The organism is Prevotella sp. MGM1 (assembly GCF_002933775.1).
Taxonomy (GTDB): domain Bacteria; phylum Bacteroidota; class Bacteroidia; order Bacteroidales; family Bacteroidaceae; genus Prevotella.
On the sequence record NZ_BEWV01000221.1, the window covers coordinates 39,953 to 54,643 of the forward strand.

The 14,691-nt window shown below is 49.1% G+C and carries 9 protein-coding genes; 5 read left to right on the forward strand and 4 right to left on the reverse strand.

All coding sequences use genetic code 11. From position 1 onward, the window contains the following. The first annotated feature begins 16 nt into the window (after positions 1 to 16). Positions 17 to 946, forward strand: a complete 930-nt coding sequence (gene miaA, locus MoGM_RS12155; RefSeq protein WP_104370319.1) for a tRNA (adenosine(37)-N6)-dimethylallyltransferase MiaA — start codon at positions 17 to 19, stop codon at positions 944 to 946. A gap of 44 nt (positions 947 to 990) precedes the next feature. Beyond that, complete coding sequence (locus tag MoGM_RS12160; protein WP_104370320.1) at positions 991 to 1,926, forward strand: diacylglycerol kinase family protein; 936 nt, start codon at positions 991 to 993, stop codon at positions 1,924 to 1,926. Between the two features lie 159 nt (positions 1,927 to 2,085). On the opposite strand, the gene MoGM_RS12165 is transcribed toward MoGM_RS12160, so the two are convergent. Next, positions 2,086 to 2,787, reverse strand: a complete 702-nt coding sequence (locus tag MoGM_RS12165) for a Crp/Fnr family transcriptional regulator (RefSeq protein ID WP_104370321.1) — start codon at positions 2,785 to 2,787, stop codon at positions 2,086 to 2,088. Positions 2,788 to 3,042: 255 nt separating this feature from the next. Between MoGM_RS12165 and MoGM_RS12170 the strand changes: the two genes are divergently transcribed. Genes MoGM_RS12170 through MoGM_RS12180 form a run of 3 tightly spaced genes read left to right on the forward strand, consistent with a single transcriptional unit; the run spans position 3,043 to position 7,684 of the window. Beyond that, positions 3,043 to 4,989, forward strand: coding sequence for a glycogen debranching enzyme N-terminal domain-containing protein (locus tag MoGM_RS12170; protein WP_199181792.1), 1,947 nt, complete (start codon positions 3,043 to 3,045; stop codon positions 4,987 to 4,989). Between the two features lie 15 nt (positions 4,990 to 5,004). Beyond that, a complete protein-coding gene (locus MoGM_RS12175) occupies positions 5,005 to 6,276 on the forward strand; it encodes a glycosyltransferase family 4 protein (protein ID WP_104370323.1) in 1,272 nt (423 codons plus the stop codon). 31 nt (positions 6,277 to 6,307) lie between these two features. After that, entirely contained in the window at positions 6,308 to 7,684 is a 1,377-nt protein-coding gene (locus tag MoGM_RS12180; RefSeq protein WP_104370396.1) for a glycoside hydrolase family 57 protein, read from the forward strand. 369 nt (positions 7,685 to 8,053) lie between these two features. On the opposite strand, the gene xyl3A is transcribed toward MoGM_RS12180, so the two are convergent. The 3 genes from xyl3A to MoGM_RS12195 all read right to left on the reverse strand — a co-directional run bounded on the left by xyl3A (position 8,054) and on the right by MoGM_RS12195 (position 14,677). Beyond that, entirely contained in the window at positions 8,054 to 10,696 is a 2,643-nt protein-coding gene (gene xyl3A / locus MoGM_RS12185; RefSeq protein ID WP_104370324.1) for a xylan 1,4-beta-xylosidase, read from the reverse strand. 15 nt (positions 10,697 to 10,711) lie between these two features. Beyond that, the gene (locus MoGM_RS12190; RefSeq protein ID WP_371410533.1) at positions 10,712 to 12,391 is read right to left on the reverse strand and encodes a pectate lyase; all 1,680 of its coding nucleotides are present in this window, start codon (positions 12,389 to 12,391) and stop codon (positions 10,712 to 10,714) included. A 642-nt stretch (positions 12,392 to 13,033) separates the two neighbouring features. Next, a complete protein-coding gene (locus tag MoGM_RS12195) occupies positions 13,034 to 14,677 on the reverse strand; it encodes a DUF5123 domain-containing protein (protein ID WP_104370325.1) in 1,644 nt (547 codons plus the stop codon). Between the last annotated feature and the right edge of the window lie 14 nt (positions 14,678 to 14,691).

Below are 14,691 nucleotides of genomic sequence, written 5' to 3' on the forward strand. Positions count from 1 at the left end.
TCTGGGAAACGGAATAATGAATAAACTCATAACTATACTCGGGCCCACGGCCAGCGGAAAGACTGCGCTTGCCGCCGCGCTTGCCGCGGATACAGGAGCCGAGATCATAAGTGGAGACAGTCGTCAGGTTTACAGGCGGATGGACATAGGGACAGGAAAAGATATTGCCGACTATGTCGTAGATGGAAGAAAAGTGCCGTATCATCTGATTGATATAGCCGAGCCTGGGACAAAATATAACCTGTTTCAGTATCAACACGACTTCTTGAAAGCCTATGATGATATTACGGCTCGGGGTGTTTTGCCGATACTTTGCGGCGGCACGGGGCTGTATATAGAATCCGTGCTCAAAGGATACAGACTGGCCTCGGTACCGGAAAACAAGACTCTCAGAATGTCGCTTGAAGGCAAGACGCTTGGAGAACTGACCGCAATACTGATAGAGTTGAAGCAAAGGAACGGCTCGAACATGCACAATACCACGGATGTGGATACGGCAAAGAGGGCGATCAGGGCAATAGAGATAGAGACATTCAACGGAGAAAACCCGACAGCTGCGGCCATGATGCCGTCGATAGACTCTTTGGTTATAGGTATAGACATAGAGCGTGAGGAGCGGAGAAGGAAAATCTCCGCGCGGCTAAAAAGCCGGCTCGAAGAGGGGATGGTGGATGAGATAAGGGCGTTGCTCGATAGCGGAATACCGGCGGATGACCTTATTTATTACGGTCTCGAATATAAGTTCGTGACGGAATACATAATAGGAAAACTTTCTTATGATGAGATGTACGGGCGGTTGGAGATAGCCATCCATCAGTTTGCCAAACGGCAGATGACATGGTTCAGGGGGATGGAGCGCAGAGGGATAAATATTCATTGGATAAACTCAACATTGTCTTTGGATAAGAAGTTTGAAGAGATAAAACAATTGATGGGCGGATGGTAAATCCGTTTGGATGAAACGATAATATTTCAATAGAAAATACGATAATGGCAGTTGAAGCATCAAGATGGGGAATACTTTATTGTCCCAAGAAAGGAATAAACCGCAGACGCAGGCAATGGGAAAAAGTGCGTCGTGCTCTTGATGAGCGCGGTGTGCTTTATGATTTTGTTCAAAGTGAGAATACGGATAGCGTGGAACGGCTGATGCGTATGCTGATACACAACGGATACAAGACAATAATCATTGTCGGTGGAGACTCTGCGCTTAATGATGCTGTGAACTGTCTCATGATGGAGGAAAAGAATGTAAGGGACGGGATAGTTCTCGGTGTTATCCCTAACGGTGTGGTGAATGATTTCGCACGGTTCTGGAACTTCAAGGAAAGCAATATCGTGCAGACTATAGACTGGCTCGTCAAGCATAGGGTGAGGAGAATAGACCTTGGATGCATACGTTATACGAACAAGAGGGGAGAGAAATGTCACCGCTATTTCCTGAATTGTGTGAACATAGGTCTTATTGCCGATATAATGAATCTGCGGCGTCAGACCCGCAGTCTACTTGGATCGCGTACCCTGTCGTTTTTTGTCTCTTTGGTGTTAATGGTTTTCCATCGTCTTGATTATAAGGTGGATGTGAAAATAAATTCGGATGTAATAAAGAGAAGGGTCATGACGATATGTGTGGGAAGCGGTCCGGGATACGGACAGACACCCAATGCCGTGCCATACAACGGTCTGCTTGATGTTTCTGTGGTCTATCATCCGGAGGTTGTCCAATTGATTGGTGGTTTGTGGCTTCTTGTTACAGGGCGTTTCCTTAATCATCGTTGTGTCCATCCTTATCGCACTCGTGAGGTTATTGTGCGTGAGGCGAAGCATGCGATGGTTGGTATAGATGGAAGATTGATGAAAACACCGGTCGGGGAGTATAGGATAAGTGTGGAACAGGAATTGATAAACTTCCTTATTCCTGACTGATAAGATATTATTATGATTGGTACAAATGCTTTTATATCGGCATCTGTACTGTTTCCACCGGCCTGTCTGTTTCTTACCGGCAGTTTGTATGTTTTTTTTGTCTCAGGATGAAAAATGTCTGTTGTCAGCCAGGTGGTTATGCCTATTGTATGGCAGGAGTCATCCCTTTTCCGATATGTTTTGCAGTTTGGTCTCGTTGATAATCTTTATTTTGCGGCCGTCGGTGGCAATAAGGCACTCGGACGCGAAAGCGGACAGGGTGCGGATAGCATTGCTTGTAGTCATGTTTGACATGTTTGCGAGGTCTTCTCTGCTCGGGTTGATGCTCAGTGTGCTTCCGTCTTCTTCTATGCCGTATTTCTCTTTGAGAAAAAGCAGAGACTCCGCAAGTCTGGCACGGACATGTTTTTTTGTAAGGCTTATTGTCCGCATGTCGGCAGCGCCAAGCATCATTGACAGTTCTTTTATGAAATAAAGAGACAGAACGGTATTCTCGGATATTAATTTTTTTATGACTTTAATCGGTATCATACACACGGTTGAGTCTTCAAATGCGGAAGCTCCTGTTATATAATTCTCATCGGCAAATGCCGCTCTGTATCCGAAAAAGCCTTTTTCACCGATTATTCTTACGATCTGATTATGGTTGTTGCACTCAATAAAAACCTTGACTTTGCCTTTCAGCAGGCACATGATGTATTCCGGACGTTCGTTTTCCTTGTATATAGGTTCGTTTTTCGGGAATATCCTTATTTCAATGTTGTCTAATAAAAAATTGCGTTGTTTGTCGGTAAGCGGATCCCACAAAACCGATATTGATTTTGCAATATCAGTTTTTACTGTGTTTATGTTTCTGTTCATGGCTATTGGGGTTTATATCCTTAGTGCAAAAATAGCAAAAAAACCTATAAAACAGTATAATCTTATGTGAAATGTATTACATGGTATGTAAAAAAGTATGCTTTTATTAAATATTACTGTTTTTGTTTTGTAATGCCGATGAAATTTCTTAATTTTGGAAATGATTTGTGAGACAATTTGTACGGATTGTTCAGCAATAAATATAAGATAAAAGCGGATGCTAACTAATGAATTAAAAACCTTAATATAGGAACTATGAGTTATTTACGATTTGAGAAAGCTGTAATGACCAACTTGGAAGAGTCTCTACGTCGTGAATTGCTGAGAACCAATCAGTCGGGCGCTTATTCGTGTTCGACGTTGGCGGATTGTAATACACGCAAATATCATGGCCTGCTTGTCGTGCCCGTACCGGAGCTTGACGATGAGAACCATGTGCTGCTGTCTTCACTTGATGTCACGGTAATTCAGCATGGGGCGGAGTTCAATCTCGGACTTCATAAGTATCAAGGAAATAATTACAGTCCGAAAGGTCACAAGTACATTCGTGAGTTTGACTGTGACAAAGTGCCTACAACCTTGTATCGTGTCGGTGGAGTGTTGTTGAGGAAAGAGGTTGTCTTCCAACATCATGAGGATCGTATATTGTTGCGTTATACCCTTGTTGACGCTCACTCGGCAACGACATTGCGTTTCAGGCCGTTCCTTGCGTTCCGGAGCGTAAGGCAGTTTACACATGAGAATTCTACTGCCAGCCGCGAGTATCATCTGATAGACAACGGTATCAAGACGTGCATGTATTGCGGATATCCTGATTTGTATATGCAGTTCAGCAAGAAGAATGAGTTTGTTTTCCAGCCAGACTGGTATCGTGGAGTGGAGTATCCCAAAGAGCAGGAACGCGGTTATGCCTCAAATGAGGACCTGTATGTGCCCGGATACTTCGAGATGCCGATAAAGAAAGGCGAGACTATTGTTTTTGCCGCGTCCACTTCGTCTATCCGTACGAGCGGATTGAAGAAGTTGTTTGATTACGAAGTTGAGAAACGGTCACCGCGTGATAATTTCTTTCACTGTCTGGTGAATGCGGCTCACCAGTTCTATAATGAAAAAGGGAACGAGCGTTATTTCCTGTCCGGATACCCTTGGTTTAAGAGTCGGGCCAGAGATACGTTTGTCTCTTTGCCTGGACTGACGCTTGCGATTGACGAACAGGATAAATTCGAACTCGTGATGAAGACAGCGGAGAAGGCACTGCGTGAGTTTATGGAAGATAAACCGTTGACGGTGAATATCTATGAGATGGAGCAACCTGATGTATTGTTATGGGCTGTATGGGCTATTCAGCAGTATCGCAAAGCTGCCGGAGCTGAGAAATTCATCGCAATGTATGGCAAACTGCTTCAAGACATTATCAGGTATATAATAGAAGGAAAGCATCCTAATCTGCGTCTTGACGATAATGGCCTGCTGTATAGCAACGGCCGTGACCGTGCTGTGACGTGGATGAACTCTACGGCAAACGGCCGTCCGGTTGTTCCTCGTACAGGATATATCGTCGAATTTAACGCTTTATGGTATAATGCTTTGAAGTTCTGTGCGGCAATAGCCGCTGAGGCAGGAAAGGAAGGTGCCGTAAAGTCGCTCGAAGAAAGGGCGGAGTTGTGTAAGACATCATTTGTCGATACATTCCTTAACGAATACGGATACCTTCTTGACTACGTGGATGGCAATATGATGGATTGGAGCGTGCGTCCGAATATGATATTCGCCGTGGCGTTCGATTATTCGCCGTTGAACCAGGACCAGAAGAAAAGCGTGCTTGATGTCTGCACACGTGAGTTGCTTACTCCGAAAGGTCTTCGCTCCTTGTCTCCTAAGAGTGGCGGGTATAACCCTATGTATGTAGGTGCGCAGACACAACGTGACTATGCTTACCATCAGGGTACGGCATGGCCGTGGCTTGGCGGCTTTTATATGGAAGCGTGTCTGAAACTTTATAAGCGCACGCGCTTGCGTTTCATTGAGCGTCAGATGGTCGGATATGAAGATGAGATGAACTATCATGCCCTTGGCACCATATCTGAGTTGTTTGACGGTAATCCGCCGTTTCATGGCCGTGGAGGCATGTCTTTTGCCATGAATGTCGCCGAGATATTGCGTACATTGAAACTTCTTGAGAAATACACATACCAGAAATAAAGGGAGGATAAGACTATGAAAGTATTAATGTTTGGTTGGGAATATCCCCCTCATGTATACGGCGGACTCGCCACGGCCAATTACGGAATAACAGAAGGGCTGCATGCCCAGGGTGATATGGATATCACTTTGTGTCTGCCAAAGCCTTGGGGCGATGAAGACAGAAGTGCCGCCAATATTTTGGCGATGAACGCAGTGCCGATAGCCTGGCGTGATGTAGACTATGAATATGTAAGAAATCGTGTGGGGAATATAATGTCTCCGGAACTTTATTATAAGTTGCGTGACAATATTTATGCCGATTTCAACTATATGAACGTGAACGATCTCGGTTGCATGGAGTTTGCCGGCGGATATCCGTCAAATCTGCATGAAGAGATAAACAACTACTCGATAATAGCAGGTGTGGTTGCCCGTGCCGAGGATTTTGACATAATACATGCCCATGACTGGCTTACTTATCCTGCCGGTATACACGCTAAGCAGGTTAGCGGGAAACCCCTTTGTATCCATGTGCATGCAACAGACTTTGATAGAAGCCGCGGGCAGGTTAACCCCACTGTTTATTCGATAGAAAAGAACGGTATGGATTGGGCCGATTGCATAATGTGTGTGAGTGAGCTTACACGCCAGACAGTCATCAATCAGTATCATCAGGATCCGCGTAAATGCTTCACGGTTCATAATGCTGTTTATCCGTTGAAACAGGAATATGCGGATATTCCGCGTCCGGATCATACCAATAAGGACAAGGTTGTCACTTTCCTTGGTAGGATTACCATGCAGAAAGGTCCGGAGTACTTCGTGGAGGCGGCCAATATGGTGCTCCACCGCACACGAAACGTTCGTTTCTGTATGGCCGGCTCGGGCGATATGATGAACGCCATGATTCATCTTGCTGCCGAACGCGGTATCGCCGACCGTTTCCATTTCCCGGGATTTATGCGCGGCAAGCAGGTATACGAATGCCTGAAAGACTCGGATGTATATGTGATGCCGTCTGTAAGTGAGCCTTTCGGCATATCGCCCCTTGAAGCGATGCAGTGCGGTACACCCTCTATCATATCTAAACAGAGCGGATGTGCCGAGATTCTTACCAACTGCATAAAGGTTGATTATTGGGACATACATGCCCTTGCCGATGCCATTTACTCTATCTGTGCCAACGACAGCCTCTTCAAATACTTGAAAGAAGAGGGTAAGCGTGAGGTTGACCAGATAACATGGGAGAAAGTAGGCCTGTGGATACGTGAGCTGTATGAGCGCACATTGGGAACCAGACAATGAAATAACGATAAACAGAAATACAGAAACAATTATGAAAACAATATGTCTATACTTTGAGATACATCAGATAATCCATCTCAAAAGGTACCGTTTCTTTGACATAGGTACGGACCATTACTACTATGACGATTATGAGAACGAGCGTAGCATAAGTGATATTGCGGAGCGTTCTTATATGCCGGCATTGAATACTCTTCTTCAAATGATAAAGGAGAACGACCGGTATTTCAAGGTTGCCTTTTCTCTTTCGGGTGTCGGTATAGAGCAGTTGGAGATGCATGCGCCGCAGGTTCTCGATAAGTTGCAGGAGCTTAACGATACCGGATGTGTGGAGTTTCTTGCCGAGCCGTATTCCCACGGACTGTCATCATTGGCGAATGAGGAGACATTTGTTGCCGACGTGAAAAAGCAATGTGGGAAAATAGAAGAGTATTTCGGGAAGAAACCGACCGTACTTCGCAACTCATCGCTCATATATAGCGATGATATAGGCGGGCAGGTGGCGGCCATGGGTTTCACGGGAATGCTCACCGAGGGTGCCAAGCACGTGCTCGGTTGGAAGTCATCGCACTATGTATATAACTGCAACATAGCCCCGAGCCTTAAACTTTTGCTCCGCGATGTAGAGTTGAGCGATGATATTTCTTTGCGGTTCAGCAATACCGATTGGCCCGGTTATCCGTTGTTTGCCGATACATACGTTAACCGTATAGCCTCTTTGCCGCAGGAGGAGCAGGTGATAAACATCTTCATGGAACTCTCGGCACTCGGTATCGCCCAGCCGCTTTCATCCAATATACTTGAATTCCTGCGTGCCATTCCTGGATGTGCGCGTGAGAAAGGCATCACGTTCTCCACTCCTACGGAAATTTGCAAGATGACGAAGAGTGTAGGGAATTTGGATGTTCCCGATACATTGTCATGGGTAGACGAGGAGCGTGATGTCAGTTGCTGGCTGGGAAATGCCATGCAGCGTGAGGCGTTCAACAAGTTGTACAGCATCGCCGATCGTGTACGCATCGCCCGGGATCCTCGTGTAAATCAGGATTGGGACTACTTGCAGGCAAGCAATAACTTCCGTTTCATGACTACAAAGCCGTCTAACGTGGGGCTCGACCGTGGCATATACAGCGATCCCTTCGATGCTTTCACCAACTATATGAACATCCTTGGCGACTTCATCAACCGCGTGAACAGTCTCTATCCGGAGGAGATAGATAATGAAGAACTTAACAGTCTGCTCACGACAATCAAGAACCAGGGCGATGAGATTGAGATGAAAGATAAGGAAATCAGCCGTTTGAAGACAAAGTTAGCCAAGATGGAAGCGGCCGAGATAAAGGTAAAGTCAGAAAAGAAAGCAACTGTCAGGAAAGCCGCAGCCAAGAAACCGGCGGTAAAAAAGTAAGCAATTAAGGCAGAAGATACGACGAAGTGAAAAACATCGGTAGGATGTTCTAATTTGATTACATAAATAAAAAGGAGCGGTATTGCCGCTCCTTTTTATTTATAGCCATAGTTGAATTTTTTAATTTGAAACTCCTTCTTATATCACCAGCCATAGCCGTACATTTTAATTGTGAAATACAGAGAGGGATAAAAGCGGCATGCCTGTCGTGATTTTACACTTTCGGCCGAGTGATGTTTGTTAATGTAGGTGGTACCGGGTAGGTGTGTATAAAACTTAAATCACCGATATGCTCCATACAGAGTCATATCGGTGATTTAAACATTCGTGCTTATTTCCGGCTGACATGTCCTGATAATGGGTGCCGCCTTATTTGATTTTCACGATGATAGTATTTAATTTGTCATCGGCACTTGAATTTCCTACCATCAGTTCGTACTTGCCCGGTACAACCCGCATGGTGTTCGTCGCGGCGTCCCAGCCTTCGAAACTCTCTCTCGGCAGGTCGATGACGGCCGTTTGCTTCTCGCCGGCTTTCAGTCCTATGCGCTTGTATGCCCGCAGGGTCTTTATAGGACCTTCTGTGTCGGCCGTGTTGCGCATGTATACCTGCACCACCTCCTCGCCGTCACGGTCTCCGGTGTTTTTGATTTCCACCGTCAGTTTGCCTTTTCTGGCGTTGTACGACGGTTTGCCTGCCTCGAACGTGGTGTAGCTCAGTCCGTGTCCGAACGGGAACAGGGGCTCGCCTTTGAAGTACCTGTATGTGCGTCCGGCCATTCGGTAGTCCTCGAAATCAGGCAGTTGGTCGGTGCTCTTGTAGAAGGTCACCGGCAGCTTGCCGCTCGGGTTATAATCGCCGAAGATAATGTCGGCCACAGCCTCTCCGCCGCGCTCTCCTCCGTACCAGGCCTGTATTATGGCGTCGCAGTGCTCGCTTTCAGGTACAAGTGCCATGGCACTGCCCGAGCAGTTGACGAATATAACCTTCTTTCCTGCCTCGTGAAGCATGGCGAGCATGTCGCGCTGCACCTGTGGCAGTTCGATGCTCGTGCGGTCGCCCCCTTTGAAGCCCGGTTCGTCAACCCTCATTTCCTCCCCTTCGAGGCGTGGAGATATTCCGCCTACGAAAATCACCGTTCCTGCGTCACCTATCTCGGCAAGTAGTTTCTCACGTGTGGGGTTGCTCTTGCTCGCAATGTCGAATTGCAGTGTAGCCATGTCGTACCTCTGCGTGTAATCAAGTTTGATGTCATAGCGTTTTCCTGCCACGATGTCAATCTCGGTAGTCTTGTATCCGAGTTTGTCGCTTCGCTTCTCCACGTCTATGATAGTGTCTCCGTTCACCGTCAGCACGCCTCTGTCGTCGCATTGCAGGGTGATTTGCAGTTTCTCGTTTTCCGTGGCGGTGTATGTGCCCTCATATCTGGCCGAGAAATTTTCCAGGTTCACTCCCGGTGCAAACACCGTGTTTCCGCCGTTGCTCAGGTTTATTGGCTCTGTGAGATATGCCGTTGCCACCGGCTCACCCTTGTGGTCGGTGTTGTTCCGGTATGTCGCTTTCATGCCCCGTTTTCCGTCGGGTGATGTGATGTTGCCGAAACGGCTTTCGTGCACCTCGCCTCGTGTCAGGCCGCATCCCCTTATATATTTTACGTTGCCGGCCTTGTTTCTTATACCTTGCAGCACGGTTACCGTCTGTGTGGGAAATCCGCTGTAATTGCCCCACATCATTACCGAGTCGGCGGCATTTGGTCCCATGACTACGATAGAACTGTCTGTCGATGTGAAAGCGCCGTCACGCTCCTTTTTATTCTTCATGCCTCTGTTCTCAATCCCGGAGCCGTATTTGTTCAACGGCAGCGCTCCGTTCTTGTTCATCAGCAGCACGGTGCCTTTGCGTGCCATGTCGAGTGCCATTTGTTTGTGTTCCTTGCATGCTATCACGCTCGACGGGATTTTCGCCCATTCCACGGTTTCTTCCGGATCGAAGTCTCCAAGCACGATGCGTGCCATGAGCAGCCTTTTCAGGCTGCGGTCGATGTCCGCCTCGCTGATGTCTCCCCGTTCCACGGCCTCAGGCAGTTTGTTGTATTCCGCTCCGCACTCCACGTCGGTGCCCGCAAGCACGGCTTTTGCCGATGCCGATGCCGCGTCTTTCGACACTCCGTGGCGTCCGGGCTTGTAGAAGTCGCCGATAGCTCCGCAGTCGCTCGTGATAACCCCGTCAAATCCCCACTCTTCGCGCAGTATCTGCTGCTCGTATCTGGCGCTTCCGCAACACGGCTCACCGTCTATCCGCTGGTAGGCGCACATCACTTCGGCCGCTTTTCCTTTCTGCACGAGAGCCTTGAAGGCTGGCATGTACGTCTCCCACAGGTCGCGTGCCGGCAGGTTCTCGATGTTGAACGAGTGGCGGTTCCATTCCGGACCGCTGTGCACGGCGAAGTGCTTCGCGCACGCAAGCAGTTTGAGGTGTCGCGCGTCTTCCGGGCCTTGCAGTCCGCGTACCACGGCCAGGCCCATCTTTTCCGTCAGATACGGGTCTTCGCCGTATGTCTCTTGCCCGCGTCCCCACCTCGGGTCGCGGAATATGTTGATATTGGGCGTCCAGAAAGACAATCCCTGATATCTGTCTATTCTGCCGCGTTTTCTAGCCTCGTTGTTCTTGGCGCGTGCCTCGTCGCTCACCGCGGTGAACACCTTTTCGAGCAGCTCGTCGTCCCATGACGATGCCATGGCCATGGTGATGGGGAAGACGGTTGTGAAGCCGTTGCGCCCCACGCCGTGCAGCGCCTCGTTCCACCATTCGAACTGCGGGATGCCGAGTCTCGGTATTGCCGGCGAGCCGTTTCTCATCAGTTTGACCTTCTCTGTGAGTGTCAGTCGTCCTATAAGGTCGTCGGCCCGTTGTTCGGCAGTCAGATTGGTGTCCCGGTAGGGTAGTGTCTGCGCTACGGCGTGCATGGCGCATGTAGTCAGCAGCGCGGTGACAATATTCCGTATTTTCATTCGTACTCCGGTATGTTATTTGATGACAACTTTTCTTTTATTGATGATATATATACCTTTTGGCAACGTCTCGATGTCCGTTCCCGCCATGCGTCCGTCGAGGGTGTATACTCTGTTGTCGTATACGGTGTCCGCGTCCTTTATCACGCTGTCTATTCCGGTTGATAAAGACCCGTCTTCGTTTATTACATATCCCATGATTGTTCCGCCGGCGTTCTGTGCTTCGGTGATGTCGGCCACGAGACTGTTTAGATAGTTCTCAAGGTTTGTATATCCGTTGTCTGCAGTCTTTGCGCCGTCGGTCTTGTCGTTGGGGTTCAGGCCGTTTGCCGTTTCCCACTCATCAGGTATTCCGTCGCCGTCGCTATCCTTAGGCGCTTCGGTACCGTTGAGCACTGGCCATCCTCCGCAGTCGTCCTGGCTGTTGACAAATCCTTTCCCAAGTCCCGAGCCTGTGTATGTCGCCTTGCCGTTGCGGGCGTCGGCGGCCAGTGTATTGTCGTATGAGTCGCGGCTCTTGCTGCATCCCGCATAGTCGAGAACACGTCTGTAAGCGTCTTCGGCCGTGTGTGTCGTAACGGCGACGAAGTCTATGGGCGTGTTTATCCTCATCGTGTCCTTTGTCACCGGTGTGAAGGTGTTGTCGACCTTGCTGTTCGTGATCTGGTTGTATATGCCGTATGTCCAGTTGTCTTTCGTCACGTCGCTGTATTTGGGGTTCACGTTGCCGTCGACAAAGAATTTTCCCCACACACGCCACATGATATCCCATTCGTTGGGGTTGTCGGTGTCGTGCTTGGTATACGATGATGTGCGTATGCCGATGTTGGCTATCCGTCGTTGTATGGTGGTGTTGCGGCTCTCCGTGCCGGGACCAGGCTTGTAGTAGTTGTTTACGATGTTCACGTTCATACCCTCGCCACCGTAGCATCCCTCGCCGGCCCAGTTGTATATCACGTTGTTGCGCATGTCCATGCGCTCGTCTGTCTGGGTGCCGGGGCGCGGTCCGAGGCGCGGAGTGCGTGACGTGTGGTGAATCATGAGGTTGTGGTGATATGAAGCCCCGCTTCCTCCCCAGTTGCCGCCGTATCCGTGGGCGCCTTTCGAGTGTCCGGAGTTCACCATGCTGTGCGACGCTATGCACCACTGCACCGTGGTGTTGTGGCATCCGTAGAGCGACAGGCACTCATCCACGCTCCAACTCACCGAGCAGTGGTCTACGATAATGTTTTTCTTGTCCATTCCGCCGAGTCCGTCACCCTCGTGCTGGTCTACGTGGCGGTTACCTACACGGAAGCGGAGATAGCGGATGATGACGTTGTCGGCACTGATCTGAAACGGATAGTCGGCGATGCAGATGCCGTCGCCCGGTGCCGTCTGTCCGGCTATGGTCACATCGCCGCGGTTCAGCTTGAGCTGTGATTTGAGATATATCGTTCCCGACACGTCGAATACAATCGTGCGCTTTCCGCTTCTGCCGCATGCCCAACGGAACGAGCCTTCCTGGCCTGTGTCTTCGAGCGTGGTCACGTGATACACAGTGCCTCCACGGCCGCCCGTGGTGTAGCGTCCGAAACCCTCTGCTCCGGGGAAAGCCGGCAGTTTCTCCTTTGTGTCGGCCGCTCCGGCCGGCATTGCCGCCGTTGTGAGCATGAGTGACATTACACCCATGATGATGCTTTTATCTATTCTCATGATTTTAAGTAAATAGGTTAGATTGATATTATCATTAATTGTTGTAAAGGTAATAAAAAATATTGGAAGGGCGGTTGCCGTGCGGCCATTATTTGAATATTTTTAATACAATGATTGTCAGAGTCGTAGCAGGTGCTCGGAATAATTTTTACAAAATGCTGTTTAAAACTCGCTCGTTTTAAAATATAAATATGCCGGTCGCAAATACGCAAGTTTTAATGCGTTTTATGTAACATATTGTGTATCAATGTTATATGCTTATTGGCGCACGATACTGGCGATATATGCTTTTCTGTTTCTTGCAATAAGGCTCTCGTTAGGTTGCATTTAGCGTCTCGTTGGAAGACAACGGGATACTCGTTGTCTTCCAACGAGACGCTAAATGCAACCTAACGGGATGCCCGTTGCAAAAAAAATAGAAAATGATGGCACATCCGTGAACATTCTATCGCGATGTGTATGGCCGTCTGTATCGTGTTGTTTTTCTATTTCGCGAAAAAAGAAAGTGTTAAATTTGTGACTTTTTTATTACGAAACCAACATGGTACAGAGTGGCAAGGCACTTTTCATTCGGATAAAAAAAGAGGAGGGAGCCGGCTTGCATGGCGGTTCCCTCCTCATTGTCATTGTTTGTAATTATGCTTACTCGGCCGCATACCAGCGCGGGTCGCCTGCGCTGATGAATGCTTTGAGGGTAAAGTCGCCGTTGGCGGGGTCGGTAAACAGGTCGTCGGCCGTGCCCTCGAACGTCATGTCCGTGGTGAACTTGTTGCCTGCCAGCACGAAGTCGGAAGTCATGTAAGAGTTAGAGAAATTGGTAGTTCCGTCGGTGCGGATGCCTTTCGCTTTCTCGTTGTTTGTCTTCGCGAATATCGTGTTGGTGACATTTGTCGTCACGCTTGAGCCTTGTGCGTCGATGAAATACCTTCCGCTGCCGATGATGTCGTAGAATGTGCAGTCTGCAATGTCTATCTTCTCTACCGTTGCGTTGGGACATTGTATCACGTTGTGCTTCATCGTGCTGAGCGTAGAGTTCTTGATGGCGATGTTTCTTACCGTATATGCGGCGTTGTTGAAGTACATCAGCGCATATCCGTCTCCCTCGTTGTGTATGATGGAGTTGTCTATCACGAGGTTCTCTATGGTCTTCGGTGTATCGCCTTGCAGGCGCACGAGAGAGCGGGGCATGTCGGTCATCATGAAATCCTTGAATTCGAGCGTGCCCACGGTGCACCCGGCAGACTGGTTGATGAGATAGTCGCATCCTCCGTTGGTAACCTTCACGTTCTCGAAGCGGACGAACGCGTGGCTGCCGTCCAGGCCGATAGACTTGGACAGGTTGATGACGGGAGCGTCGCCTCCGGCAAGTCCGAAGAATGTCACTGACATTCCGTCGGGAATCTTGATGCTTGTCGCGCTGCCGTCGGTATCGGACACGCCGTGGATGTCTATCGTGGTGTTGGCCGGAATACCTATTGTGGCACTGTAGCTGGCGGTGCTGCCGGCTGCTTCCTGTGCCATCCGGGCTATCTCTTGGAGCAGGGTGGTGGTTATGACGTCTACTCCCTCTTCGAGCATGTACTTGAAGTCGGCGGCAGGCATGGCGGCCGTCGTGCTGGCGGTGAGCTGTCCGCGCTTAGCCTCGCCGTTGAAGATAGTGAACACGTATGTGCTCGACGGTGCGAGGTTTGTCACGGTGTATTCGCCGGCAGCCTTGTCCGTGTCTGTGAGTATGATGGAGTCTAACAGCTCTTCGTCTTGTCTCACGGTGATGGATGTCACGTCGGCATTCGGCATCCAGCTCAGGCGTATGCGGTCTTCGCTGCGGTCTTCGGCCGGAATCTCGTTGAATATTTGCTCGGCCTTTGTCCTGAAGGTCTTGCCTTCTCTGTAATATACCCATTTGGAGTCGGGTTTGTTGGTAGCCATGGCTTTCATTCGCATGTAGTATTTGGTGTCGCCGGCAAGTCCCTGCACCGTCACGGGAGACTTCTTGATGCTGCCGTCCGTTCCAACGACCAGTGCTTTCGGGCCGCCCATCTCCACCTCGTCGTAGAGAGTGTCGGTGCTGAACTCTATCACATAGTATTCGGCTCCTTGGATGGTGGAGAAGCTGACTGTGGCCTGTGTCTCTTCGGCTTCCACCGAGATGTTCTTGCCGTCTATTCCAAACAGTCGGTTGAACGAGCCGTCAGTCTCCCAGTCGTTTCCGTCTGTGCAGGCGGTAATGCCGAGCCCCAATGCTCCGGCAAAAGCGATGCTTAATATATTGTTTATTCTTTTCATCGTAAATTCTTTAA

Bases quoted from the DNA above. Each gene is read 5' to 3' on its own strand.
- miaA (WP_104370319.1), top strand. From the start codon at position 17: ATGAATAAACTCATAACTATACTCGGGCCCACGGCCAGCGGAAAGACT.
- MoGM_RS12160 (WP_104370320.1), top strand. From the start codon at position 991: ATGGCAGTTGAAGCATCAAGATGGGGAATACTTTATTGTCCCAAGAAA.
- MoGM_RS12165 (WP_104370321.1), bottom strand. From the start codon at position 2,787: ATGAACAGAAACATAAACACAGTAAAAACTGATATTGCAAAATCAATA.
- MoGM_RS12170 (WP_199181792.1), top strand. From the start codon at position 3,043: ATGAGTTATTTACGATTTGAGAAAGCTGTAATGACCAACTTGGAAGAG.
- MoGM_RS12175 (WP_104370323.1), top strand. From the start codon at position 5,005: ATGAAAGTATTAATGTTTGGTTGGGAATATCCCCCTCATGTATACGGC.
- MoGM_RS12180 (WP_104370396.1), top strand. From the start codon at position 6,308: ATGAAAACAATATGTCTATACTTTGAGATACATCAGATAATCCATCTC.
- xyl3A (WP_104370324.1), bottom strand. From the start codon at position 10,696: ATGAAAATACGGAATATTGTCACCGCGCTGCTGACTACATGCGCCATG.
- MoGM_RS12190 (WP_371410533.1), bottom strand. From the start codon at position 12,391: ATGAGAATAGATAAAAGCATCATCATGGGTGTAATGTCACTCATGCTC.
- MoGM_RS12195 (WP_104370325.1), bottom strand. From the start codon at position 14,677: ATGAAAAGAATAAACAATATATTAAGCATCGCTTTTGCCGGAGCATTG.